Genomic DNA, 24840 nt, shown 5'->3' with positions numbered 1-24840 from the left:
ACAAAGGGCGTATTATCGGTAATTTGTCCATCGGTTTCACTGATAGCGTACCAAGCCGGAATTTGGTGTCCCCACCATAATTGGCGAGAAATACACCAATCAGTGAGTTTTACTAGCCAATCACGATAAACCTTTGTCCAGCGTTGGGGGACAAACTCTGGAGAAGTTTGCTGGTCGAGGAATTCGAGAGTGTTGTCAGCTAGAGGGCGAATTTTGACGAACCACTGAGTCGAGAGGAGGGGTTCAATAGGTACTTTACCGCGATCGCTGTAGGGAACGGTATGCTTATAATCTTCTATCTTCACCAAAAAGCCATCTGCTTCTAGGCGAGAAACCACATTTTTTCTAGCAACAAAGCGGTCTTGTCCTTGAAACTCCCCAGCATTAGCGTTGAGAGTGCCGTCTTTGTTCATTATGTTGATAAACGGCAGATTGTGACGCTTACCCATGTCAAAATCGTTCGGGTCATGGGCGGGAGTTATCTTCACGCAACCCGTGCCGAAAGTCGGGTCAACATATTCATCGCCAATAATGGGAATTTCTCGTTGTAGAATTGGCAGAGTTAGAGTTTTACCAATGAGATGTTTGTAGCGATCGTCATTGGGATTAACCGCTACAGCCGTATCACCCAGCATCGTTTCTGGTCGAGTTGTCGCCACCTCTACAAAACCGGAACCATCGGTGAGAGGATAGCGGAAGTGCCAGAGATTTCCATTAACCTCTTGATTCTCTACTTCCACATCAGACACAGCCGACTGAGAAGCGGGACACCAGTTAACTAAATATTCACCACGATAAATTAAGCCTTCCTCGTAAAGGCGAGTAAACGCCTCCACAACAGCCTTAGATAAACCCTCATCCAGGGTAAACCTTTCCCGTGACCAGTCCACTGAGACACCCAAGCGTCGTAGCTGATTCAGAATCGTCCCCTCAGACTCCGCCTTCCATTGCCAAGCGCGTTCTAGGAATTTTTCGCGCCCCAACTCGTAGCGAGTCTTACCCTCTTTTTTGAGTTGCTTTTCCAGCATACTATGCACAGCAATGCTGGCGTGGTCAGTTCCGGGTAGCCATAGGGTATTACGTCCCTGCATCCGGTGGTAGCGCACGAGGGTATCAATCAACGCACTTTCAAAAGCGTGACCCATGTGCAAACTGCCAGTGACATTCGGCGGTGGAATGACAATGCAGTAGGGTTCGCCGCCTTTGTTGGGGTCAGCTTTGTAAACTTGGTTGTCTTCCCAGAATTGTTGCCACTTGGCTTCAGTGGAAAAGGGGTCGTAGAGACTGGGGAGATTGGGAATAGTTGCGGTCATGCTGGGCAAACTAACTATGGAAGGACTCTAATAAATTTTGCCACAGGGTTGGAGAGGGTTTGTTTAGCAATTCTCTAAATCGTAGATATATTCCTTAAAAAATCTATCTGGAAATGCGAAATCTATTTTTGACCCTTGTAGTTATCTTGCATAAATTCCGTAGCTGACATCTGTATATTCATCCAGAAAGACTCATGAAATTGAAACCAGGTTTATTTCAACTCATAGTGTTCGTTATGACTGTATCGCTACTTGCTTCTTGTGCGACAACCCCAGAAGCAAGACAGTCAGATTGCATCTCCACAAAGTTGCCGAACGCTAAACAACAACCGAATAACTGTTCACCCTCATCTAATGGTAGTGGCACAAGTGGTTACTCTGGTGGGAGTAGCATTAGAAGATCCGGTTCTGGTGATTCATCGGAGGCCGGGACTTCCAGAGGTTCTGGCAAGGGCCGTAGTGGTTTTGGTAGTTTCGGTCGCGGTGGTCATGCAGGTGGATAAGAGAGTTATGAATATTTTCAACAGTCCTCAACGAAAGCGTCTATTTCAGTCGATGAAAATGGGTTGGTACAACTTTGCTCCTATTGAAGAAGGAACAGGTATACCTCTGACTGACCAAGAAACACCTTACGCTCTTTATTATTGCCATCAAGTTTTACCGCAGACGATACAAGAAATCCAGCAAGCGTCGGAATTAATCGGTAGTGTTTTAACCCAAGTGTGGGAAATTATCCGCACTCTTGATGAGGATACACTACTTTACTATGGATTTCCCGAAGCTACTATCAAGTTAGTTAAATATGACTTCCTCGCACCATTTTGTATGCGTCTTGACTGGTGCTGGAATCAAGAAACGGGGATAAAAAAGGTAGTAGAAACTAATCCCCAAACTCCTAGTTTTTGGTTTGAGTGTACGGATGGCAATAATAAAGTCGCTAGACATTTTGGATTGCAAGAACCAGATTTAGATGCTCAAAAGATATTAAAAATAACACTCAATCAGCATATAAATAGAGCCGCATTAAATTTGGGTAAACCAATTACAGACTGTCACGTAGCATTTACAGCTTTGAATAATGCCGAAGATTTAGGTACTATGCGATGGCTAAGAAATTACTTGGAGTCCAAAAGTATCATTTTACCCTTAGAATATCTTGGCATCAAAGATGGTGAGTATTTATTTGACCAGAGAACAAAAAAACCAATAGATATACTTTTTATGTGGTATCCAGTGGAATGGCTAATCCATGATACTGATGAAAAAGGTGAAAGATTATGGCCGGCTCTAGAGCAACTAATTTTTGAGAACAAAATTGTGATTGTGAACTTTGGTTCTGCCTTTGCACTGCAACCAAAGAGTATATTTGCCCTGATTACAGATTTGGGATATGACTTTTTTTCTGGCAAAGATGCTGGGACAGTATGGGAATATTTTCCTAAAACATCACTGAGTGCAACAGCAATAGGTAATTCATACTTTGCCAAACCTATTTTAGGAAGAGAAGGTGAAGGAGGATTTGCAGTTAATTCAGGAAATATCTCTGTGCGTAGTAGTAATAATGACCCTTGGTATACACAACAGAATTATGTCTATCAAGAGTTATTAGAGTTTCCTAAATTAAAAATTGATGGCAAGTCAATGACTCAAGTTTGGGGAGCTTGGCTATATAACAATGGTAATGATAAATTTATCTCTGGAGGTGTAGGAATCCGCCTTTCTGAAGGGGAAATTACAGATAACTTATCCTATTGGTGTCCGATTGGATGTTAATTTTAATAACACCGATAATTAGAGGCAAACATGAAACCTCAAACTACTACCCCTTTGCCCTGGACATACATACCCACCCTCTACTTTGCCTCTGGTATACCTTACATCATCATCAATACAGTTTCCGTAATCATTTAATGTATATTTGCCAAGGCGAATATAAAACTTCTCATTTTGCCATATTTACTGGCATTATGGTTTCAGGAATAATGTTACCCGGATTAGTAAGTGGTTATCTGCAAAAAGCACTTGGCTATCCATTGTTTTTTGTCTTGGTTTATTTGCTGACGATTCCTGGAATGATTGCTCTATTTTTTATTACTTGAAAAGAAGAACTGAAGCATCAAAATAATTAAGATTATTGCAATCAATGAGTTATGTTTTAGGAATAGATGGCGGCGGTAGCAAGACTGTTTGTGCCTTAATGGATGATTTGCATCAAGTGCTAGGTCGTGCTGAAGCAGGCCCATCTAATTATCAAAGTATAGGTATCGAAGTTACTTTTCAATCTATTCAATCTGCAATTCACAATGCGGTTGAGGCAGCAATAATTGCAAATTATGTGAATATTGACGCGATATGTCTGGGTTTAGCAGGTGTAGACCGTGCAGCAGATATCGAAGTAGTGAAAGGTTTAGTTAAAGAGTTACAGAATAACAAATTGCCTATTAATTGGGCGTTACAGCCAGCGAATATTGTAATTTGTAACGATGCTTTAATTGCTTTAGTTGGTGGAATTGGTCAGCCTGTAGGAATTGTGGTTGCAGCAGGTACTGGTTCAATAGTTTTCGGACGAAATCATGAAGGACATACTAAGCGAGTCGGCGGCTGGGGGTATATTTTAGGAGATGAAGGTAGCGCTTATAAAATTGCGATCGCAGGCATGAATGCAGCATTAAAATCTTATGATGGACGAGAGATTTCAACGAGTTTGCTAGAGGGTTTCAAACAGCATCTTGATTTGGAAACTATAGAAGACTTAATAGAAGTAGTATATCGCCGAGAATGGGGAGTTAAACAGATAGCTGCTTTAGCACCAGTTGTAGATTTAGCAGCAGCTTCAGGTGATATAGTAGCGAATATCATAATTGATGATGCTGTAAAAGAGTTAGTGAAAGCTATATCTACAGTAATTGATGCAATTTTTACTACTGACTCAGTTTTGGAAGTAGTCACAACGGGAAGTGTCTGGCGTGGTAGATGCAAGATTCATGAAAGATTTGCAGCGTCTCTTGTTAAGAAGTTCCCTAATATAAACGTGATTTTTCCGAGGTATGAACCTGCTTACGGTGCTGGGTTATTAGCGTTGCAGACAACTCAAATTTGACGCGAAGAAAGCAATAATATAAGTTTTCAGTCTGCAAATATGCGCCCCAAGAAAGTTACTATTTCAGACCAAGCTGCGGTGGTAGCACTAGAATCATAACGATAACCGTCGTCGCGCATGAATGTATGTTCTGCTTCATACAAGAAAACTTGGCGAGGTATGTTAGCATTCTCCATTGCTTTTATTATGGTTTTGCGATCGCTATCTGGTATATGAGGGTCAAGAGTACCGAACACCATTAGCATCTCGCCTTGAATTTCACTTACCCTCTGAATTGTATCGGCTACCTCTTTACCCAGTTTACCACTGGGAATACCAGTAGGGTAACAGCAGACACAAGCCCGAATTTCGCTGTGAAATGCTGCGCGGAAAGCTAAATGTCCACCAATACAAAAGCCGAGAGTCCCCATTTGATTTGGAGAAACCGCACTCTCTGTTTTCAGAAATTCAATCACAGCAAGGCAATCGGCATCATAATCAGCTACCGAGGTTCGACGCGCATCGTCATTTCCCCGCATCCGTCCCAGATCGTCTGGCTCAATTACTAAACCAACTGGCTCTATTCGGTGAAAAATTTCTGGGGCTGCTACTACATAGCCGTATCCTGCTAAGTAGTTAGCTAGACGAATCATTGCATCGCCTAACTGATAAATATCACTGTAGAAGACAATACCAGGGTATTTTCCTGCCGCTTTGGGAGCCGCAACATAAACACGCATTAAGCTGCCATCTACTCTTAATTCAACATTGCGCTTAGTGATTTGCACTTTTTTGTCTCCGTGTTCCGCTTGCTGTCATTAAAGCAGCCTAATGCCGTCAGGCATTCATCCGCATCTACAAAATACCCGAAGTTTTTCCAGCATCCGGTGACTTTCAGCCCACAATCGCACGATGTTGCTTTTGGCTATCCATAACGCTTAAAAAATTTATGCACACAGTTGTGAGCTAAATGGCAGCGAATTTATATATTCTTCCATAAAATCCCAATCAGGTTCACTGTTAAGTGTAATAGGAAGCAAAATTTGAGACTGTTTCATACGTTCTAAATGCCATTTTCTACCATAGTTATACCGATACTTTTCATTTTTAATAATAGTAATCAGAAACATGGCAATAGCAGGCGTTAAATTAAATTTAGGGTATAAGACATTCACATCATCTGAAGCCCAAAATGGCTTGGGTTGATAGAAAGCTTCTGCTACAGAGCCGTTATAGTTCACACTAATGGTATTTCCTTCGTGTATAGGAGATTGCCCAACATAGCCTGATATACCATTATTCTTATCAATTGCACCAATAAAAGGAGTTTCACCTTCTGTCATATTTGATTTAGTCAGACGTTTCCCTTTTTTTAATTCAAAAATACTCGAAAAAGCAAAATAATGCCATTTTCTTTGTGAATCAAATAATTTCGGTATAAAATTATTTTCTTGAGGTTTTTCTGCATCTTCAAAATAATCAATATTTGCTGAATTAACCCACTTAGGAATTTCTTCAAATGCAGGAATTAAAATATATGGCAATGTTCTATTGGCTTGCCTACCATAATTATATTTATAGCGGTTCTCAGTAATGCACAAACAGTAATAAAGCAATTGAGGTTTGGTTAGATTACGTAATGGACGTAAACAAGCAACATGAAATGCTGTATAGTATGGTCTTTCTTGAATAAATGTAGAAAGAACTCCACCACTCAAAGCACAGGTTAATTCACCAGCAGGATTAGGATCTAAATTTGGGATGCGCTCTACATACGCTGCAACTCCATTGTCTCCCATTTTTCTTGATATAAATGGGATACCTTTAGCTTTAGATGTAATAGTGAGGCGATTTAGCTCTAAAGAGTGACCATAGCGCACATCAAAAAGTTCGCTAACTTTAATCATTTGCAACATATTTGTCATTTTTCAGACTGGATTTCCTACAATGAGCAGCCCTACCTCTGACTGGTTTATAGCTAAGGTTTTTTGATATTGGAGTTTAGTTTTTGAACTTGACTTAACTTATTAGTTTAATTGGCTACATGATAACTAGACAAAGTTTAGCTAAATAACAGTGGATGTACTTAAAAATTAACTTTGTATGAAAATAAGGTAGTTTATTAGTTAGCTTAAGCTAACTAATAAACTACGTATAAATACATATTTGTTTAATTGTGGATTGGCTATTTGCTAGCCTATTAAATGCCGAATACTTTTAGGCTATTGCAAGTAACTTAAAAATAAGTATCGAAAAGACAGCGATGAGTTTCAATATTTTTCAGCAACTCATAAAAAGGATGGATATTCTTATGGATTCTAAGACGGCGAATAAATTCGCCTGCGCCTTACCCGCATGTCTGAAGCCAGAGGCTTCCACGGCGCGAGGTGTTTGGTGATGACTCGCATTATGCTACGTCGCTTAGTCACTAAAGATTTACTTTATTAATAGTCTCTAATTGAGATAATCACTAGATTTACGCTGTGCTGTATTAGTTAAAACCCATACCAGTAATTAATAAAGGGGACAGATGACATTCGCTTGCTGCGAAGCACCCATCCCCGAATAGCTGCCCAGATCATGAACCTGGAATCTATAGTCCGGTATCTAATCATCCCAGTATCGGCCGAGATATGTAGATTGTCACTGGGATAGATACTGATTTACGAAATACCTACGAAAAGATTGTTACACAATTACTCTTGTCCACCCTTAATTCCACCTCTCATAGCCAATAGCGCCGTTCCGTAAGCTGCTTCTGTGTACACTGACGCGACTACAGGAACCTGCAAATGACGCGTCCTAATCGCAGTCCAAGTTTGATTCGCCGCACCACCGCCAGCAGTATAAACACGGCTCAATTTATCAGCTCCCATTTGCTGTAATAATTCATACCCTCGCGCTTCTATGCGGGCAATGCTTTCTAACAACCCATGCAAAAATTCCACTGGGTTATCTGGGCGTGGTGACAAACGTGGCGGTAGATTCGGATCATTAATCGGAAAGCGATCGCCTACCTTCAATAACGGATAATAATCTAACTCGCTGGCAATTGAAGCATCAATCTCCCGGCTAAGGCTTTCTAACTCAGCGTTTGTGAAAAATTCCTTTAGTACTGCACCCCCAGTATTAGAAGCACCACCAGTCAGCCACAAATCACCCAACCGATGGCTGTAAATCCCATATCTGGCATCTTCTACACGGGTACGACTTAACAACTTTAGTACCAACGTTGAACCAAGGGAAGTCACGGCTTCACCAGGTAATTTTGCCCCACTAGCGAGAAAAGCAGCAATACTATCAGTTGTACCTGCACACACCAGACAATCACGGCGGAAACCGAACTTATCGGCAATTTCAGGACGCAATTCGGCAATCGGAGTCCCAGGAGGTAAAACTTTAGGTAGCTGAATCGGGATTTGCAACAATTCTAGCCATTCTGGGTATTTCAACTCTTCCACGTCATAACCCAGCTTTAAAGCATTATGGTAATCGCTAATACCCAACTGTCCATGTAGGAGAAACGCCAGCCAATCTGCTTGATGCAGGAAATATCTAGCTTCACTAAAAGAGGGTTGTTGTCTCATCCACAAAAGTTTCGTCAGGCTAGAGGTGGCACTCAACACGGTATGATTGGGGGGTGCGATACTCCTCAAATGCTCTAGCACCAATGATCCCCGTGCATCGTTGTACAGCAATGGTGCGTCTGTTGGATTGCCAGCACCATCGACCAGCAAGACGGTGGAGGAAGTACCATTAATTGCGATCGCTCTAATTTCTCGCCGCAATCGGTCAGGTATTTGTTGCACCAGTACAAACAAAGCCTCTTGCCAAATTTTGGGCGTAACGGCGCCTGGTGAGTCCTGGAAGGGATATCGCACCTCAACCTGGATGCTAGCTTCCTCATCAACCACCATACCGCGTGCGCCAGAGGTGCCAAAGTCGATACCCAAATACAAATCCATAGTTTTATGAATTTTTTTGATAAAGAATCACTAAGGACTACTGTTTAATAACTGCTTTTGTTGCATCTTGTAACAAGATATTCCCCAATCTTGGCAAAACAAGGAAAAGTAGTAAACGAACTGATCAAAATCTATTCAGGTTAGGAGGTTTTCAGCCATGCCTATTTTAGATACTCTGTACATCGCTCAGATATCTTCCATCTCAGATACTCAAGTCTACATCGCTCTAGTTGTGGCCTTGATCCCCGGAGTTCTAGCTTGGCGATTAGCCACAGAACTTTACAAATAACGCTTCGATGTGACACAGTTAAAAAGCTAATAATCCTGGCAGTACGGGGTGCAATTTCCAGAGCTTATGGTGTAGAGCCATAAGTGTCTAGACTTGCACTTACGTAAGCCAGGTTATTTTTTAACTGGTACAACACTTGTAGCTATTTCAAAAAAATGAAGTAATATGACAGCTAAATCAGCAGTAATTAGCGCCAGAGAGCTTTTACAGTGCTTCCCTTCACTCAGCGAGGTTATTTTTTAGCATCATGAACGCGACTCAACCCTCCAGACCACCGTTACAACCTATACAAAAACGCCGGGTCATTCCTCGACCAAAGCGGCATCTTCGCCAACGTTCTTACCAGGTGATGGCTCTGGAAAGCACAGCCAAAATAGCAGTTAATCTTGTAATTACAGCCGTCGCAGCATCTGCCTTATCACAACTTTTGCCTTATCAGTGGTCACAGCAAGAAAAGTTGCGTGAAATTAGTACTGAAGTCAAGCTGATGGAAGCACATGTCAATGGTTTGCAGGTAAAATTTAGCCGAAACTTTGATCCTCAGCAAACCAAAAGTATTATGCAAGAACAAGGATACAGATTTGATCCTAATCAGCGTCGGGTCGTGTTGATGAATCCGGATCGCCGAGAAGATGAACAAACAAAGTCATCACCCTGACACAAATAGCGAATTTGGGATTATTTAAGTTTCTTGTGATTCAGGCTACGTATAAGCCGGGTGTTAATTTATATTATTGCTAATAAATAATGGTTAATAGCTAATTTTTGAATAACTATGTAGCTATCATCTATTAGTCATGAGCGATACAGCGTCACTAAAATCTCATTCAAAGTTTAATAATTTATTTTGAATTTTCAATCCCCTAGAAGAACTAATCTACCAATTAAGACGCTGATTGAGACAGCAGCTCGTTTAGCCAATTTTCGAGTTGTAAACGCAAGCGATAACCAGTAATATCCTTACTGTTATTGAGAAAAGGCAGTTGAGTGAGGGCGCGACGATAATCAGCGATCGCACAATTCCAGTCACCCCAAAGATGGTAAGTCCTGCCGCGTTCAGCCCAGATATGACCTTCTAGTTGACCGAAAAGCTGTGCTACCTCAAAATTCTCAATTGCCTCCTCATATTGCCCCAAATCACGCCAGGTAATCCCTCGGTTAATCCACGCCCGGACATGGCGAGGATTGAAATCAATCGCTTGATCGTAGTCGGCAAGTGCTGCTGCTAATTCTCCACAAGCTGCGTAGTAATTTGCCCGATTATTATAAGCACTAGCCAAATAGGGATTAAGTTTGAGAGCGGTATTATAGTCGGAAAGTGCTTTTTGCCTTTTACCACTTTGGAAATAAATTAGCCCCCGGTTGTTGTAATCAATGGCATTGTGGGGATGGCGGGAAATGAGTTGGCTTAAAAGTGCGATCGCCTCAGTATAATCTCCTTGTTGAGCCGAACTCAAAGCACAAGAGCGTAAATAGCGATCGCCTAAAATAGATTTGCCACCGTCATTTTTCCTCTGTGCGTGAGTTTTATATGTAATATTTGAAACAATTTTACATTTACTAAGTTGCTGGTCACCATCAGCTAAAAATGAGTGAATATTCATATTTACCTATACTAAATCTGTGTTTTGTGGAATCAAATTCTAGTTTTCGTCTGCTAGTGGTTTTACTACTATTTCCATTCTTAAAGTATTTAGGGTTACAGTAAAGCAACTTAAGAGAGAACTTAACCTAGCCGCACAAGAGAAATCTACGCCTTAGATAAACAATTGATCCTCAAACCTAATCATGAATACTTCATCCCTAGGGTGAATTCCAGAAATAACAGATGTCAATCTCAAAGGCGAGTCAAGTAGTAAGAGCTACAAATTGGTAGAATGCCAACAAGCCGTTCTTTTAGAGTGAAAAAGATGGCAGAGGGGCAGGGAGTACGGAGCAAAGGAGGCAGGGGGAGCAGGGGAGGATGAGGGAGATGAGGGAGAAATCAATTCAAAATTCATGCATTAAAGAACTTCTGCCTCCTGCCTTCTCCCAAGGGGAGACGCTAAAAGCGATCTGCCTCCTGCCTCCTCTTTCCTAATGCCCCATTCCCTAAATTCAATTTTTAAATTTTGAGAAATTTTCCGATGACAACCGCAATTTCCTATCCTAATGCCCCTGATTTAGCAACCGATGATTACATTGTTATCGGCTTGGCAACCTGCTTCGTCAAAGAAGATGGAGAGGTTTATCAAATCGAAGTTATAGAACCGATTCCCTCTGCGGCTTTGGAAGCGCTCTTAAAGGGCATTCCTACCTCCTATAAGCTGGCTCATGCAACAACTTTGGGATCTGTCCTGGATGGCGATTCACAAGTGTTGCCAGATGGCTTCCCAGAGTCGGCTCAGTTTGGCGAAGAATTTGTACCACGGGCATTTGCAGCAGCTCGTACCTACAAGCGTCGTGAATCTGCAAAATCTCTGATTCCTTTAGGTACAAACTACAGCGAATTTAAGTATTCCATTGAGCGCAAGCGAGTATTGAACGCCGCTAGAGTTGTCACCAAAGAAGACAACGTTAAACAACATTCTCACACTCACAAAGTTCTTTAAGTAATTATGCTCAAACTTTACGGCGGCGCTCGTAGTCGAGCCTCAATTGTTCACTGGTATTTAGAGGAACTAGGACTTCCCTATGAATTTGTCAAGCTTGATATGCAGGCTGGTGAACACCTTAAAGCTGAATATTTGGCAATTAATCCAGTTGGTAAAGTTCCAGCAATTGTTGATGGGGATTTTAAACTTTGGGAATCTGGGGCAATTTTGCTCTATCTTGCCGATAAGTACGCTAAAACTCCACTTTCACCAGGAGAACGTGCTGTATTTTACCAATGGGTTTTGTTTGCCAATGCTACCCTTGGGCCAGGGATTTTTGTAGAAGCAAGTCGGGAGCGGGAAATGCCGCGCTTGTTGACTCCGTTAAATGAAATTTTCAGTAAGCAACCTTTTTTGCTTGGCAGTGAGTTCACTGTTGCTGATGTGGCAGTGGGATCTATTCTGAGTTACATTCCCATCATGCTCAAACTAGACCTCAGTTCTTACCCAGAGGTGTTGAATTATATCAAGCAGTTATCTGAGCGTCCAGCATTTCAAAAAAGTATTGGCAAAGGAGCTTAAAATAATTCGTAATGACGCTCCTGCGGACGCTCGTTCCTCTCTACGAGACGCTGCGCGAGCTTGCTTCCCGAAGGGTACGCTAACGCTGCGCTAACGTAATTCGTAATTCGTAATTCGTAATTGAATTTTTAACTACGAATTACGAATCTGTTAACGATAATTTGTAAATTGTAAAGCAGCTGGGTAGTCTTCTTGTTTCAGACGCTGCATGACTACTTGTAAGTCATCTTTAGATTTGGCAGAAACTCGTACAGCATCGCCTTGAATTGAAGCTTGTACCTTTTTGAATTCGTCCCGAATCAATTTGGAAATTTGTTTTGCGATTTCCTGACTAATGCCTTTTTTGAGTTTGATTTCTTGACGCACGCGATTACCACTGGCTGATTCAACTTTGCCAAAATCAAAGATTTTCTGGGAGAGGTTACGCTTGGCGGCTTTTTCGCGCAGAATGGTGTGTACAGAATCTAAGGTAAACTCGCTGTCAGTACTAACGTTAATGCTTTCTTCGACTAACTCAATAGTAGTTTCAGTGTCTTTGAGGTCGTAACGACCTTTGATGTCTCGGATAACTTGATCGACTGCGTTAACCAACTCTTGTCGGTCAAAGTCGCTCACAATGTCAAAAGAAAAAGTAGAAGCCATAAAACATTTTGGATTTTAGATTTTGGATTTTGGATTGGGTATTGGGAAAATTTTCCCAGTCCCCAGTTCCCACTCCCCAATTAACTAGTAGCTTGGATGATGCTCAAGAAAAACAGGGTGCCAGAGCTAAGGATGCCAATGGCAAACATGAGCGATCGCAAAAGGGGTATATTCAAAATATAAAAAATTGAGTATAGCAAACGGGCTACCACAAAGGCGATCGCAGCCACTTGGGCTGTAAAAGAATTTACACCAGTTACATAAGCCATCAATGCTGCTGCTGCAAACACCATAAACGCTTCAAAGGTGTTCTGATGTGCCCAAGTAGCTCGTTGGGCATAAGGTGGCAATTTATCAAACAGAGCGCGAGGAGTAGAAAACATTTCATACCCAATACGCACACGGGCATAAGCTACTAGCAAAAATGGCACGTAAATTAGAACGACAGCAGCAGCGATCGAGTACAAAAAAATTATCATTACTTATTAGTCGTTGGTTATTAGTCATCAGTCATCAGTCATCAGTCATAAGTCATTAGTCAAATAACAAATGACAAAAGACAAATGACAAATGACTAATCAAAGTAGAAAAGCGTCACCACTTTTCTTTGTTCTTCTGCATCCTGACAAGTTTGTAACAGGGTGCGGCTGTCGTGAAAGGCAAAGCAGATTAGTTGCTGGCAACGGGAGACAATCTCCTTGTTGCACAAGTAACTAGCTTCAGCAAGGGACAGAGTATCATTACTGGGATTTTCGACTAGATGCATTACCTGTTCTAGTTGCTGGCGCGATTCCAAAGGCTGGCGTTCCAGGCTTTGGGGTAGAATCACCGTCAACAAATTTGCATCAGCCCGGGTTGCTCCCTTGATGGCCGCTGAATTTGTACCTGTAGCACCAGAAGTAATGATTCTATTACCCGATAAAACTAGGGCATAAGTCATCATTTCAATAAGATTCTGATGCGTAATCGGTACATGACGAGAACCCAGCAAGGCGATTTTTTTAGAACCCGTTTGCTGGATTGTCGCTAGTTCTTGCGCTAATGTATCTAGGTTAATAAGGTCTGTTGATTGGCTCAAAGATGGAGATAATCAGATTAAACAACCCAGATATTCTACCAAACAGCGTGTAGATACGAGGAAAACTTGAGTTAAACATTGCTACTAATTTTCGATTGTAAGGAAACAGCTCGCCGTCCCTTGGGAGGTGATAGTGAGCCAGCTGTACCCTTACCAGTAATACAGCCTCCTAACTGATAACTGAGCAATGAATTTAAGACAATGCCTCTGCGGGAGTTAAACCTAGTTTGGATAACAAACGGTCAATGTCAAAATGCTCGGACATCAACTTGCGAATATACTCAACCTTTATCGGCTCGTGGACACGGACTTGACCAAAAGTGCGGTCAACAATTTCTACAGTAGTCAGGGTATCTAAGTCAACAGACAAAATGGGGATTTCTAGGTCTTCAGCGCGACTGAGAATGAACGGTGGGGGTGGTAGTTGCCCGGTGAGAATTAAACATTGGGTAGAAGTTTCCAAAGCCGCTTGCTGAATTTCCACGCGATCGCCCCCTGTTACCACTGCCATATTCCGGCGTTTGCGGAAATATTTCACAGCAGAGTTGACATTCATCGCTCCAATTGCTAAACTCTCCACCAACAAATCCATGCGATCGTTGCGACAGAGAACATCAGCCTTTAACTGTTTGACTAGTTCGCCAACACTGACACTGCGGAGCAAATCGCTATTAGGCAGCATTGCTAGCACTGGAATCCCCTGCTGTTCCAAAAACGGGCGCAAGAGAGTGTCAACCGCTTCTAGTTGGGTGACAGGGATATCATTGATTACAACTCCAATCAAGCGATCGCCCACACGCCCTTTAGCAGCCAATAGCGACTCAACCGAAAGCAACGATTTATAGCGGCTTACTAACAGCACGCCAGCATCCAATACTTCAGCAATTTGCAGCAAAGACAAGTCAAACAAATTGCCTTCGGACAAATCACCAGGCCCCTCCAGTAACACCAAATCTCCTTGAGATTTATGCAAATATTGCTGTATTAAGGACTGCTGATAATCGGTTTTGTCTTCCCCTCGCAAGCGTTTTTGCACATTTGGTTCATCCAAAGCCAGCATTGTAGGTGCAACACGGTTTTCCGGCAAATTGAGGCTAAGAGCGATGAATTGGACATCTTCCTCAATTACGGTTCCACTGGACGAATTCAAACACGTACCAAGCGGTTTACCGTAGGTAATATCCAGTCCTTTTTGCTGTAGCTGATGAGACAAACCCAGAACAGTTGCAGATTTACCGCTATAAGTCTCGGTTGATCCAATCAGCAAATATTTAGGGGATTTTGGCACACATGCACTCCTAATTTCAAAAGTCAGAAGAACCCAGCTAGGTGTTTCCTAATTCTAGTTCCTTCTGGCAAAAGCCTCAGCTCTCACAAATTAAGGTTTCCCAGAATTACCTTCTAATTGAACAAACAGGGGAGGCAGAGGAGGCAGAGGAAGCAGGGGAGGCAGGGGAGGCTTTTGAGGAAAGAGGGTTCTTGTCCTATAATACTGAATCTGGGTCAACTAAAAAGCTGCGATCGCAGTAGATGATTTCCCCAATTCTTCTTTTACGGCAATTTAGCCAATAAACCGTAGTATTGTAACTGGTATACCCGCACCCAGGATTTGTATGAAATTACTCGCCCCACTTAAAAAATTGCTGGAAAGGTATCCTGCTGGGGAGAGAGATTTTAATGGGGCTAATTTGACCGATAGCGATTTGACTGGTGTTAATCTCAGTAGATCGACTTGACTAAATCAAATGCGATCGCCTCCAACACACTAGAAACGAAAGCAAGTGAAAACCATTCAGAATTTTCCTCAAAAGCCCAACACCTGCATTGATTTTTCAAGTACTTCTTTGGGGCGAAATGGTTTAGTTAGATATAAATCTGCACCAACCTCTATTCCTTTTTGTTTATCAAATTCCTGTCCCTTTGCTGTCAAGATGACGATGTAGATATCAGTCATTTGTAGTTCGTGTTTAACAATATGACAGACTTGCAGACCATTCATTTTCGGCATCATCACATCAAGAAAAACCAGGTTTGGTTTTTCGGCTTTAATAGTTTCGAGAGCTTCTTCTCCATTTCGAGCCGTTAGAAGTTCAACACCTTCGTCTTCTAATGCTTCTAGGGCTTGTTCCATCAAAATCAGGATATTAGGTTCATCGTCAACAATTAGAATTTTCTGGGTCATAAGATTATGGATTGGGGATTAGGGATTAGGAATTGGGGATTAGGGATTAGAAGAATTTGTTCTCAGTACCCAGTCCCCAATACCAAGTCGCAGCGATTACTGTTCAGACAGCATAATAAAAAATACATTTTCCAACTCCTTCTCAAACCGTAGGGCTTTCACCATGTCGGCTTCTTGAGAGAAAATAGAATCGATGATGATCATGTCAGGTTTGGCTGACCGAGCTTTATTCATGCATTCTTGGGGATCGGAGGCTTCAATCACGCTGTATCCCTGAGTTTGTAGTACATCCGATAGGGTTTTTAAGGTTGAGGCATTTTTATCCACAACCAATACCTTTTTACTAGAAGTACCTTGGGAAAGCAATGAGCCAATTTCGTTGAGGAGTTTCTCTGTGTCAATGGGCTTGGTGAGATAGCGATCAATGCCAATATGGTAGCCTCGTTCTTTGTTTTCAATAATTGACAGAATGATGATCGGAATGTCTGCGGTCTGGGGATCATTTTTGAGGACGGCTGCCACGTCGAAGCCGTTGATTTGGGGCATCATCACGTCCAGGAGAATGAGGTCGGGACGGGCTGTTTTGATTTGATGAATTGCATCCACCCCGTCTTTCGCTTCGCGGACATTATAGCCTTCGGTTTCCAATTGTTGACGAAGCAATTCCCGAATGTTGACATCATCATCCACTACCAGAATTGTTTTGCTGTTTTGATCCAGCACAGGGTTTGTGGTGATGACGTGTTCTTTAAGTTGTTTGACTAGCGCATCCAGATTCAGACTGGTACTGGTTTTGCGATCGCTAGCAGAGGTCGGAATGATGAACGAGAATATGCTTCCCTTACCTGGCTCACTCTCCACCCAGATTCTACCACCGTGATGATCGACGATTTGTTTACAGATGGGCAGTCCTAGCCCTGTGCCTTTGGGTTTGTCGGTGAGGGTGTCGCCAACTTGGCGGAATTTCTCAAACACTTTTGGCTGGTCTTCAGGTGTAATACCAACGCCTGTGTCAATGACGCTGATGCAAACACCTTCGTTCTCTTGTTTAACGCGGCAGATGACAGAACCGGATTCGGTAAACTTAACGGCATTAGAAATCAGGTTGATCAGGACTTGTAGCAGACGATTGCGATCGCCTAGTATCTCAGGCAGTCCAGGTTCTATCTCGCACACTAACTCCAAGCCATTGGTTTCAAATAACCCGGCGGTAGAATTGGTTGCCCAATCGAGTAATTCGCTAGGATCGAGGGGTTGCATCTGCCATTCCACCTTACCTGCTTCCATCTTGGCGATATCTAAGACATCGTTAATCAAAGATGTAAGCCGTTCTGCTTCTGACACAATAATGTTGAGATTGTCACCCACCCGCTTAATCGTTTTCTGAAGTTTACGGTCTTCGGTAGGAAGTATTGGAAAAACATCGGTTTCCAGCTTTTCTTTAATGATCGACGCAAAGCCGAGAACAGAAGTTAGTGGCGTCCGTAACTCGTGGGAAACCGTAGAGATGAAATCGGTTTTCATCTGATCAATCTCTTTCTCAGCTGTCACATCCCGAATCAGGATCACTGAGCCTAGCCACTTCCTCGACTCATCCTTAAACCCTTCTTTAAAGATGGTGGTTGCTAGAGCTTGACCAACCCGGCCTGCTGCTAGATCGACCTCAGCTGTGAAGATTTCTCGTGACTGCTTGTGGGTCTGCTTTACCAAATCAGCAATTTCAACTTGAGAAATTTCTTGATAGTCTTTTCCTTTAAGGTCAATGTCGCCAAGCTGGAACATTTTGAGCAGCGCCGGGTTAAAACGGGTGATCTGGCCGATGGTGTTGGTTACTAGCAGCCCATCTGCTAAATTGTCAATAATCGCAGTCAGGTCAGCGAATGTTGCTTGCAGTTCTGTGTCTGCTTGTTGCCGTCCCAAGCGGGATAGGGCTAATAGCCAGGAACCCAGCCCAATCAACCCAGCCAGAACAACATAAAACAGCACGAGTCGCTTAAAAGAACTTTGCGATCGCGCATTTAAGATCGCAGGGGGAACATGAGTCAAAATTTTCCAACGGTAAGACTTGGCATCCACCTTCTCTTGACTGGAATCAAAGGCGCGGGTCGCCCCCGTACTGGATTGAGCTTTTTGAACTTCCAGTAGAGGATACAGGGTTTTAAAGGTGAATAATCCTTCAGCCGTTTGAAACTGCCCCGACTCCGTTGTGGCTATCTGCTGCCAAACTTTCGGAAAGGCTTTTGCGAAGGTTTGGTTTTTGCGGTCTTCGTACATAAAGCCCCACTCATTCTCTGGCTTTGATCCCTTAAGCCAATAACCATCAGCATTGAGTAGCAGCATTTCGCCTAAAGTTGTCGAGTTTTCTTTTTGCAGATTCTGGATAAATTTCTCACCTAGATAGTTAAGCACAACGATGCCGCGTTTTTGCCCCTGAGAATCAAATACAGGAGTGCCAAAACGGATCATTGGTTTGAGCGGTTGTTCAATTTTGCCCCGCTCAATATTTAGATCCAGTGGCGAAACAAAGACCTCGCCTGATTTGAGGGGTAAGGTATCCTTAAACCAGTAACGCTTTGCTTGGACTTGCAGTTTTTCGTCAGGGACAACGCTGGGCTGACCTTTATTAAAGTTGACTCTGACAATTTCTTTACCAGTTGTGTCAAGAAAGCGAATCTGGTCATAGAGTTGCTTCTGCTGAGACATGGAAAAATACTCTTTAGCGATCTGCCTCAACTCCAGTGTTTCAGTTGTACCCCCAGGTCGGTTGAGCAGGGACTGTAGTTCGTTTTGGGTAGCCAAAAACATCAAGTCTGACTTAATCAAATTGAAATCATTAGCAGCTATTTTGGCTTGAAGGTCAACGTTACGGCTTTCGTTGATCGAAATTGCGCCCCGTTCAGTTTTACTCTCTGCTTGATGAATGATGATCAGCACGCCCCCGACCAGGACGGACAGTGGTAAGAAAGTGATCAGGAATTGCTTGAGAATTCCTTGGTGAGCGATTTTCAGTAATTTAGGGTTTTTTAGCATAAGAGAGTGGTGAGTGGTGAGTGGTGAGTACTGAGTAATCAGTGGTAGCGGAGCGTTTATTTCAAATAGATTAAGAGATGAGTAATTAAAGTATTTCTTTCATAAGACAGTAAATAAAGATGCAAAAGATTTGGATTATCCATATCAAGGTGCATCACTGAACCATCAACTGCTAAGTAGTGATGATCTATCCATCTATCTTTTGAATCTAGTAAAAAACTGAAGTAGGGGCTTTCGTCTGGATGAGATTTTGTTAATTCTTCGTAACTTTGATAAAAAGGAGGTATCCCAATTCCCATCGGCATATATAAGCCTTTAGGATATTCTTCCACAGGCAATTTAGGAAGATTTTTTATGTCGATACCACTGATGAATAATTTATTTTTTTCTCCAGTCTTTGTATCTCCTAATACTAATTCTATCTCTTGCATTTTTTGCTGAGTACCGATAGGTTTAATGGTTCTCAAAATAGCTTTTTCAAATTTGCCTATTCTCCAGTATTCATTTTTCCAAGGTTTATTGGCATCGTAAAATCCTGGTGCTCTAAAACTTGCAAATTCAATTTTACTTTGGTTACTATAAAAATCTCTCCAGCTAGTTAAATTAGTTGCTAGTGTAGTCCTAACTTTTCTACTTTGTTCCCCTGCCGAAATAATTTTTTCATCAATTGGAAACTTGGTAACGATTTCTTTTTCATCGATCACTTTCCTGAGCAAATTAGTATTTATTACTGTACCACTCGGATCTTGCCAGTGTTCTAATCTCCACCAATAGTCCCAATAAGAAATTTTATTGATATTTTCAAATACATTTTTATAATGTCCTAATGGTAAGGTAAACCAATTTTGATAATAAAGGGATTTATTACCATTTTCTTCCGTAAAAAGCAAAACTTCCCAAAATCCAGCATTTAAGCAATTGTTAGCCAAAGCAATCTCTACAAGATTTTGCTTTTCAAAACCATCGCCTCCGATAATTTCTATATTTTCAGAATTTGCCGGAAAGCTAACTTGTTGTCGGTTCCACTCTCGATCTGTAAAGGCAATTATTTCTAAACCTTTATCTTTTTTCACCCATTCTGGTGCTTTAGGCACTAATAGCTTTAAATCAACATTTTTTATAATTATCTTTGCTGTTTTTTTATTTGTCGGTTCGAGTATAAAATCGAAGTGAGTTTCATCTTTCTTGATAATTGTTAATTTCCGTTGGGAATATCTTTGAAAATTTTTGCTTAATAGGGCAGGATTTGCTGGATACTCGGCATTAGATAATTCTTGGATTTTAACCGTCATCTGATTATCAAAATCATATCTGGATTTAAACCAGAAAGTACCAATTCCAAGCAAACCAAGCAATAAGATGAGAGTACTGAAGAAAGCCTTCTTCTTGGTAACTCTTAAATTAAGTTTGTTTACAAAAATACTTTTATGTTTTTGTCCTGGCGAATTATTATTCATTTGTTTCATTGTTCTAAACATCAATAATAAAGAAATTGGATAGACCAGATCAGTTGCTCCCCATCTTTCTGAATCATCAGTCGAGAGATCCTGACCAGAACCAGATGCCCCTCTTTGGGGATTAACTCTTTTTCATAGGGATCGTAGCGACCAGTTTGTTCTAGGTTCTCTAGCGTAGTAAACATGGTTGAGGTTTCTTTTAATGGTGTATTTGGGTAGGGTTATAACAACAAAACCAAGACAACAAAGTGGCGTAAAGCCTTAATGAAATTGGGTGGCGCTGGAACATCTGGTAAATTTGATCGGGTGATGCATCTTCCACATTTGGATTGTGCTGTGAGAGTCGCTGGATCAATTGAGTATGGCGAATGAACAAATCCGTCGGTTTGAGCATTGGAGTTGTTGATGGAATGAAGCCATCGGTATCGGGAGTATGGGATAATTCTATTGGGGAAATTAGCGAAGCAGAGGTGTCATTCTGTTCTTCAGTAGCCTCCACCACTGCACAATTTAACGGAATCTGAATCCAGAATTCTGTGCCTTCACCTGGTTGAGAATGACATTTGAGCATTCCCCCATGTTTGTCTACAACAATTTGGTAGCTGATTGCCATACCTAACCCGGTTCCCTTACCAATATCTTTCGTGGTGAAGAAGGGATCGTAAATGCGGCGAATTACCTCCTCCTTCATACCTGGGCCGTTGTCAGCGATACGAATCACAACCCACTTTTGGTCAAAGACTTTGGTACGAATAGTGATTTGGGGATTGGGGGTTGGAGATTGGGGGCTACTCCTGAATCTGGAGTTTTCCATATCTTCTTCTAAAGCATCAATGGCATTTGCCAGGATGTTCATAAATACCTGATTCAACTGTCCGGGGTAGCATTCAATTAGAGGAAGTTTTGCATAGTCTTTAACGATTTCTATTGCCGGACGACGAACATCTGCTTTCAGGCGATGATGAAGAATCATTAAGGTTCCATCGATGCCATCGTGGATGTTCACGGCTTTCATGTCGGCTTCGTCATGGCGGGAGAAATTTTTCAGGGATTGGACAATTTCTACAATGCGACTTGTGCCCAGTTTCATCGAAGCTAACAGTTTGGGGAGATCCTGCATGATAAATTCTAGGTCTATGTTGTCTAACTCTGATTCCAGTTCTGGAGGAGCAACAGGTAGGAATTTCTGATACTTTTCCAACAGGTGCAACAAGTCCTGGGCGTATTCGGCAACATACTTTAAATTGCCGTAAATAAAGTTAACCGGGTTGTTGATTTCGTGGGCAACTCCGGCAATAAGTTGTCCTAAACTGGACATTTTTTCACTTTGGATTAACTGAGTTTGGGCTAATTGCAACTCATGGAGAGCTTGCTGAAGCTTCTGTGTTTGGGCTTTTGCCTGGAGGGCTGCTTGAGTGCTTTGCTCGTAAAGCAAAGCTTTGTCAATGGCGATCGCTGTTTGAGAGGCAAAGATACTCACAAGTTTCAGGTGTTCAGCCATGTATGAGTCAGTTTTGGAGGTTCCAATAGCGATCGCTCCCAGTACCCGCTCCTTGGCTCGCAACGGTACACAAATCATTGCACTAATGTTTTTTTGCCCCTCTAAGCGAGGATCGGCTTGCACATTATTAATTAGTTCTGCGCGGTTAGATTGCACAATGTTGCCAATAATTCCCTTACCCGGTTGCGGCTGACTGTGGTCAAAAAACATTCCAAATTCGGCAATGATTTCAAATGCAGTTGCATCTGGACTCAAAAGCAGAATTATCCCCGCAGATGATTCAATTAATTGTCTCAATTCCTGAAGCACAAGTTGGGCAATCTGTCGCGTATCTAAACTTGTTGTCAGTTGAGTCGAGATATCGTCAAACAAATCAATTTCCTGGTATCGCTCTAACAATTCTTTGGCGAGTACTTTCTTCTCAGCTTCCTGCTTTGCCAGAAAGGAGAGCAAAGCCGCAAGTAGAGTTGCCTGTTCTCCCCCAACTACCCAACCGATGATTTCTCCTGACACCTCGATTGGATATCGGTTTTCTACAGTTTGCTCCCCAATGCTAATCAGTTTCGTGCCGTCTACCAGTTCAACATCAATCGCAATGTTAAACTGGTAAATTAAGTTATGAAGTAGAGATGGCAACTCTTTTTTGTTGAGCATCTTTCTGAGGTTAACTGCCGACATGAAACACCTCATAAGTAGCAAGTTGTAAATTGGCTGTATTCAAGCCAACCAGGTTATTAATTTTATCTGCTACCTCTGGGGCTAAGTTTCCACAGACAGGCATGTTCTTAGTTTTTACCAGTTGCTCCCGCGCGGTCTTTTCTATAGAAAAGCAGCCGAAACTATATTGCAACCCTCTGCCTTCTGCCTCCTGCCTCCTGCTTACTTCACCGTAGCTATCCATACCCCTTTGGATAAGGAAGCTACGCCCAGCATCTCCAGAAAAGAGAGAAATTGTCATAAAAATCTAGGGATATAATAATTTACTAATTAAGATTAGTTTTCCCAGAAAGATGGGCGATATAACAACAAAGTTGAGCATCAGCAAATATATTTAGATTCCGTAGCAGAGGCGTCCTTACGTCTATGTAAATCACTTACTTTTTGATCAGTTATAAAAAACTATGAATAAAACTTTTCCAATTCTATAAAGGCATAGATTAAAAGCTATGGCAAATTGATATCTCTTGTTGCGACTACTTGTAAATTGGAAATCAGCTTTTCTGAGGCTGGAATAATCTTCTGTCTGGCAAAAAATAAATAGCCTACAAAAAAAGGCTGCGATCGCAGCCTTTTTTGCTAATTTTAAAAAGTATTTAGATAAGCGCTAGCTTCAGTTAGATTCGAGAGTAGCGAAAACGAAGTCTAAGTAACCGAAGCCAGCGTAACCACATTTGTGCAGGTTGCTCAAAGAACGTGAAAATATCACCGAAACTCAAATTAGTTTTGTGATGGTGCAACCAGTGTCTCTCAGGAGTAGTAATAAACAGAATTTGGCATAAAATATTGACAAGCTTTGAAGTTTTCCAACCTAGTACACTTATGTGTCTCCACCATACATGAAACTGACCAAGCAGTAATCCTGAGATAACGCCGATGGGAGAGAAAGGCCACAAGACTATTGCTATAAGTACATAAGGCAAAGCTCCCAAGATCCCATCTAAAAGAACTTGGGGATTAAAAGTCAAAATAGCGTAGTGGCGAAAGTCCTTCTTCCAGGAGTGGTGCGTTTTTAAATGTAGGCTACCAAAAACGTGCTCGGGTACGTGGTAAAAGAATGTAGATAAAAAATCGCCAAAAAACAGTAATAACCAAGCAACAGCGATAGCCTCAAGCATTTGTACTCCTCAAATAAGTTAAGAAAACTCCACAGAAAATATGCAAATTTTATGCTATGGACGTAGACACCTGATTTTCTATGATGCTTGCATCATCTATGCATTTCACGGGTCTACACTCCAGTTAATTTGACTCAGAGTATATGTAATTGGGTTTGCAGTTTCACGAATCTACAATCCTTAATGTAGTAAACAGCAGCTTGTAAGAACCTCCAATTTGGCTTTTAACTCTGGATTAATGGTAGCAATACATCTAAATTCCGATAGAAATACTGTATTTTACCATAGTTACTACATAATCTTCTTACTAAGACATACAGCGTAAGCAAAGGTTAAGTTAAAATTAGTACAAATTTAGGTTAAGACGTTCTTCAGTATTATTAATACTAAACTGATTGCAATTAAGCTTTAATTAAAAATTTAATCAGAACAATAGAAATAGGCATTCTGCCAAAATAGCCTAGGTTATCAAAGTGAGGAAAGCTGATTGACAATTAAATTAAGAGGCGGCAAAATTTGGAGCATCTAGAATTAACTACATGCCATAATAGTAGACTATCAATCAGCAAATATCCTTATTCTGTCGTAACTTCCGTCAGAGAATAATTTATAACCCTTGTTTTTTAGTATATTCGCAACAAACAATAGAATTTAAATAGCAAACATCCAGTCGTGAGGGTCTAATCGGCAGGCATTGCTTAATCATGGATGATTTCGCTCAAATTGGAACGACTTTTCAATCCTTTCAACCGCCTATTCATCCTGCATTAATGCAACACCGGTCTAATCGGAGCTTTTCAGGCTTGGCATGAAAAGTCAGGTCAAGGCAATGCTTGAATAAGTTCCCGAATTACATCTATTGCTGGTCTGCCTGTCTGTTCACAATACTTTTCAAGGTTCTGGGCTTCATCTGATGTCAAGTTTAAGGTAATTCGCTTAAGCGCCCTTTTTCTACTGGAGGTTGCAAAACAGGGAAATTTAAGTGCAGCAATTTTATTCATTGATTGATAGGCTAGATATATACAAACTTTCTTTATCAAGCTTGCCAATTTAGAAACGTCTTTACCAGTGAAGATCAGGATTTTGAGATTGAACTTAAGCTTTACGCCCCAAGTATATTACTTAAAACTCAAAGTATTAAATCACTAATACCACACGTAATGAATTTACCATTACCAAGTGCAAGAACCTTTCGGCTAAAGAAATGATGTCAGCAATGTCCCACAAACCAGATTGTCTGTTGAGGAAGCGGTCTTGAATTACCGAGACAAGTGGATTGCCAAAAGTGCCTTTATCAGTGAATACTTTGGTAAT

At 41.5% G+C, this 24840-nt stretch carries 26 protein-coding genes and 1 pseudogene; 10 read left to right on the top strand and 17 right to left on the bottom strand.

All coding sequences use genetic code 11. The features are described from left to right. On the bottom strand, positions 1-1313 hold a 1313-nt coding region (locus tag VE944_RS06720), incomplete at its 3' end, for a valine--tRNA ligase (RefSeq protein WP_324974120.1). A gap of 194 nt (positions 1314-1507) precedes the next feature. Here VE944_RS06720 and VE944_RS06715 point away from each other — a divergent pair. The 4 genes and pseudogenes from VE944_RS06715 (at position 1508) to VE944_RS06700 (ending at position 4413) form a co-directional block, all read left to right on the top strand. After that, complete coding sequence (locus VE944_RS06715) at positions 1508-1816, top strand: hypothetical protein (protein ID WP_324974117.1); 309 nt, start codon at positions 1508-1510, stop codon at positions 1814-1816. A gap of 7 nt (positions 1817-1823) precedes the next feature. Then, a complete protein-coding gene (locus tag VE944_RS06710) occupies positions 1824-3086 on the top strand; it encodes a glutathionylspermidine synthase family protein (protein WP_324974114.1) in 1263 nt (420 codons plus the stop codon). Positions 3087-3205: 119 nt separating this feature from the next. Further along, positions 3206-3412: pseudogene (locus tag VE944_RS06705) on the top strand (MFS transporter); the annotation flags it as partial. Positions 3413-3456: 44 nt separating this feature from the next. Beyond that, entirely contained in the window at positions 3457-4413 is a 957-nt protein-coding gene (locus tag VE944_RS06700; protein ID WP_324974111.1) for an N-acetylglucosamine kinase, read from the top strand. 26 nt (positions 4414-4439) lie between these two features. On the opposite strand, the gene VE944_RS06695 is transcribed toward VE944_RS06700, so the two are convergent. The 3 genes from VE944_RS06695 to VE944_RS06685 all read right to left on the bottom strand — a co-directional run bounded on the left by VE944_RS06695 (position 4440) and on the right by VE944_RS06685 (position 8357). Beyond that, complete coding sequence (locus VE944_RS06695; RefSeq protein WP_324974108.1) at positions 4440-5180, bottom strand: dienelactone hydrolase family protein; 741 nt, start codon at positions 5178-5180, stop codon at positions 4440-4442. A gap of 159 nt (positions 5181-5339) precedes the next feature. Continuing rightward, positions 5340-6317: a restriction endonuclease subunit S gene (locus VE944_RS06690; RefSeq protein ID WP_324974105.1), complete on the bottom strand. Its 978-nt coding sequence runs from the start codon at positions 6315-6317 to the stop codon at positions 5340-5342. Positions 6318-7088: 771 nt separating this feature from the next. Then, the gene (locus VE944_RS06685) at positions 7089-8357 is read right to left on the bottom strand and encodes an FGGY-family carbohydrate kinase (RefSeq protein WP_324974102.1); all 1269 of its coding nucleotides are present in this window, start codon (positions 8355-8357) and stop codon (positions 7089-7091) included. Between the two features lie 199 nt (positions 8358-8556). On the opposite strand from VE944_RS06685, the gene psaM reads away from it, so the two are divergent. Continuing rightward, complete coding sequence (gene psaM, locus VE944_RS06680; RefSeq protein ID WP_040630342.1) at positions 8557-8646, top strand: photosystem I reaction center subunit XII; 90 nt, start codon at positions 8557-8559, stop codon at positions 8644-8646. A gap of 247 nt (positions 8647-8893) precedes the next feature. Then, positions 8894-9304, top strand: a complete 411-nt coding sequence (locus VE944_RS06675; protein WP_324974099.1) for a slr1601 family putative cell division protein — start codon at positions 8894-8896, stop codon at positions 9302-9304. 226 nt (positions 9305-9530) lie between these two features. Here VE944_RS06675 and VE944_RS06670 read toward each other — a convergent pair whose 3' ends face one another. Further along, on the bottom strand, positions 9531-10250 hold the full coding sequence (locus VE944_RS06670; protein WP_324974097.1) for a tetratricopeptide repeat protein: 720 nt from the start codon (positions 10248-10250) through the stop codon (positions 9531-9533). Between the two features lie 522 nt (positions 10251-10772). Between VE944_RS06670 and VE944_RS06665 the strand changes: the two genes are divergently transcribed. Both VE944_RS06665 and VE944_RS06660 read left to right on the top strand, forming a co-directional pair. Beyond that, positions 10773-11237: a hypothetical protein gene (locus VE944_RS06665; RefSeq protein ID WP_229556725.1), complete on the top strand. Its 465-nt coding sequence runs from the start codon at positions 10773-10775 to the stop codon at positions 11235-11237. Between the two features lie 6 nt (positions 11238-11243). After that, a complete protein-coding gene (locus tag VE944_RS06660; RefSeq protein ID WP_324974093.1) occupies positions 11244-11801 on the top strand; it encodes a glutathione S-transferase family protein in 558 nt (185 codons plus the stop codon). Between the two features lie 150 nt (positions 11802-11951). On the opposite strand, the gene VE944_RS06655 is transcribed toward VE944_RS06660, so the two are convergent. The 4 genes from VE944_RS06655 to VE944_RS06640 form a co-directional block, all read right to left on the bottom strand. Next, a complete protein-coding gene (locus VE944_RS06655; RefSeq protein ID WP_229556723.1) occupies positions 11952-12443 on the bottom strand; it encodes a YajQ family cyclic di-GMP-binding protein in 492 nt (163 codons plus the stop codon). An 80-nt stretch (positions 12444-12523) separates the two neighbouring features. Continuing rightward, entirely contained in the window at positions 12524-12922 is a 399-nt protein-coding gene (locus VE944_RS06650) for an MAPEG family protein (protein ID WP_324974086.1), read from the bottom strand. A gap of 95 nt (positions 12923-13017) precedes the next feature. Then, a complete protein-coding gene (locus VE944_RS06645) occupies positions 13018-13521 on the bottom strand; it encodes a DNA recombination-mediator protein A (RefSeq protein WP_118167156.1) in 504 nt (167 codons plus the stop codon). Positions 13522-13714: 193 nt separating this feature from the next. Then, positions 13715-14809, bottom strand: a complete 1095-nt coding sequence (locus VE944_RS06640) for a phosphotransacetylase family protein (RefSeq protein WP_324974081.1) — start codon at positions 14807-14809, stop codon at positions 13715-13717. A 41-nt stretch (positions 14810-14850) separates the two neighbouring features. Here VE944_RS06640 and VE944_RS06635 point away from each other — a divergent pair, with 41 nt between their 5' ends. After that, complete coding sequence (locus VE944_RS06635; RefSeq protein WP_324974079.1) at positions 14851-15051, top strand: hypothetical protein; 201 nt, start codon at positions 14851-14853, stop codon at positions 15049-15051. Between the two features lie 83 nt (positions 15052-15134). Then, a complete protein-coding gene (locus VE944_RS06630; protein WP_324974076.1) occupies positions 15135-15257 on the top strand; it encodes a pentapeptide repeat-containing protein in 123 nt (40 codons plus the stop codon). Between the two features lie 68 nt (positions 15258-15325). Here VE944_RS06630 and VE944_RS06625 read toward each other — a convergent pair whose 3' ends face one another. From VE944_RS06625 to VE944_RS06590, 8 genes are all read right to left on the bottom strand, one after another. Next, entirely contained in the window at positions 15326-15703 is a 378-nt protein-coding gene (locus VE944_RS06625) for a response regulator transcription factor (protein WP_324974072.1), read from the bottom strand. Positions 15704-15799: 96 nt separating this feature from the next. Beyond that, the gene (locus VE944_RS06620; protein WP_324974070.1) at positions 15800-18733 is read right to left on the bottom strand and encodes a response regulator; all 2934 of its coding nucleotides are present in this window, start codon (positions 18731-18733) and stop codon (positions 15800-15802) included. Positions 18734-18789: 56 nt separating this feature from the next. Continuing rightward, the gene (locus tag VE944_RS06615; protein WP_324974068.1) at positions 18790-20199 is read right to left on the bottom strand and encodes a hypothetical protein; all 1410 of its coding nucleotides are present in this window, start codon (positions 20197-20199) and stop codon (positions 18790-18792) included. Positions 20200-20210: 11 nt separating this feature from the next. Beyond that, entirely contained in the window at positions 20211-20375 is a 165-nt protein-coding gene (locus VE944_RS06610; protein ID WP_324974064.1) for a hypothetical protein, read from the bottom strand. Positions 20376-20389: 14 nt separating this feature from the next. Continuing rightward, positions 20390-22369, bottom strand: a complete 1980-nt coding sequence (locus tag VE944_RS06605) for a GAF domain-containing sensor histidine kinase (protein WP_324974062.1) — start codon at positions 22367-22369, stop codon at positions 20390-20392. Beyond that, entirely contained in the window at positions 22356-22649 is a 294-nt protein-coding gene (locus VE944_RS06600) for a hypothetical protein (protein WP_324974059.1), read from the bottom strand. Before VE944_RS06600 ends, VE944_RS06605 begins: the two co-directional genes overlap by 14 nt. A gap of 376 nt (positions 22650-23025) precedes the next feature. Beyond that, on the bottom strand, positions 23026-23526 hold the full coding sequence (locus VE944_RS06595) for a sterol desaturase family protein (protein WP_324974056.1): 501 nt from the start codon (positions 23524-23526) through the stop codon (positions 23026-23028). 821 nt (positions 23527-24347) lie between these two features. Continuing rightward, positions 24348-24527, bottom strand: coding sequence for a ribbon-helix-helix domain-containing protein (locus VE944_RS06590; RefSeq protein ID WP_324974053.1), 180 nt, complete (start codon positions 24525-24527; stop codon positions 24348-24350). Positions 24528-24840 lie beyond the last annotated feature (313 nt).

Source organism: Nostoc sp. (genome assembly GCF_035638895.1).
GTDB lineage: Bacteria > Cyanobacteriota > Cyanobacteriia > Cyanobacteriales > Nostocaceae > Nostoc.
This window is presented reverse-complemented; position numbering and strand designations above follow the sequence as displayed.

Excerpts from the sequence above, each read along its gene's own strand:
- VE944_RS06630 (WP_324974076.1), top strand. The coding sequence starts at position 15,135 with ATGAAATTACTCGCCCCACTTAAAAAATTGCTGGAAAGGTATCCTGCT.
- VE944_RS06700 (WP_324974111.1), top strand. The coding sequence starts at position 3,457 with ATGAGTTATGTTTTAGGAATAGATGGCGGCGGTAGCAAGACTGTTTGT.
- VE944_RS06715 (WP_324974117.1), top strand. The coding sequence starts at position 1,508 with ATGAAATTGAAACCAGGTTTATTTCAACTCATAGTGTTCGTTATGACT.
- VE944_RS06600 (WP_324974059.1), bottom strand. The coding sequence starts at position 22,649 with ATGACAATTTCTCTCTTTTCTGGAGATGCTGGGCGTAGCTTCCTTATC.
- VE944_RS06595 (WP_324974056.1), bottom strand. The coding sequence starts at position 23,526 with ATGCTTGAGGCTATCGCTGTTGCTTGGTTATTACTGTTTTTTGGCGAT.
- VE944_RS06685 (WP_324974102.1), bottom strand. The coding sequence starts at position 8,357 with ATGGATTTGTATTTGGGTATCGACTTTGGCACCTCTGGCGCACGCGGT.
- VE944_RS06625 (WP_324974072.1), bottom strand. The coding sequence starts at position 15,703 with ATGACCCAGAAAATTCTAATTGTTGACGATGAACCTAATATCCTGATT.
- VE944_RS06690 (WP_324974105.1), bottom strand. The coding sequence starts at position 6,317 with ATGACAAATATGTTGCAAATGATTAAAGTTAGCGAACTTTTTGATGTG.
- VE944_RS06660 (WP_324974093.1), top strand. The coding sequence starts at position 11,244 with ATGCTCAAACTTTACGGCGGCGCTCGTAGTCGAGCCTCAATTGTTCAC.
- VE944_RS06615 (WP_324974068.1), bottom strand. The coding sequence starts at position 20,199 with ATGAAACAAATGAATAATAATTCGCCAGGACAAAAACATAAAAGTATT.
- VE944_RS06665 (WP_229556725.1), top strand. The coding sequence starts at position 10,773 with ATGACAACCGCAATTTCCTATCCTAATGCCCCTGATTTAGCAACCGAT.
- VE944_RS06650 (WP_324974086.1), bottom strand. The coding sequence starts at position 12,922 with ATGATAATTTTTTTGTACTCGATCGCTGCTGCTGTCGTTCTAATTTAC.
- VE944_RS06670 (WP_324974097.1), bottom strand. The coding sequence starts at position 10,250 with ATGAATATTCACTCATTTTTAGCTGATGGTGACCAGCAACTTAGTAAA.
- VE944_RS06655 (WP_229556723.1), bottom strand. The coding sequence starts at position 12,443 with ATGGCTTCTACTTTTTCTTTTGACATTGTGAGCGACTTTGACCGACAA.
- VE944_RS06605 (WP_324974062.1), bottom strand. The coding sequence starts at position 22,369 with ATGTCGGCAGTTAACCTCAGAAAGATGCTCAACAAAAAAGAGTTGCCA.
- VE944_RS06590 (WP_324974053.1), bottom strand. The coding sequence starts at position 24,527 with ATGAATAAAATTGCTGCACTTAAATTTCCCTGTTTTGCAACCTCCAGT.
- VE944_RS06610 (WP_324974064.1), bottom strand. The coding sequence starts at position 20,375 with ATGTTTACTACGCTAGAGAACCTAGAACAAACTGGTCGCTACGATCCC.
- VE944_RS06675 (WP_324974099.1), top strand. The coding sequence starts at position 8,894 with ATGAACGCGACTCAACCCTCCAGACCACCGTTACAACCTATACAAAAA.
- VE944_RS06710 (WP_324974114.1), top strand. The coding sequence starts at position 1,824 with ATGAATATTTTCAACAGTCCTCAACGAAAGCGTCTATTTCAGTCGATG.
- VE944_RS06620 (WP_324974070.1), bottom strand. The coding sequence starts at position 18,733 with ATGCTAAAAAACCCTAAATTACTGAAAATCGCTCACCAAGGAATTCTC.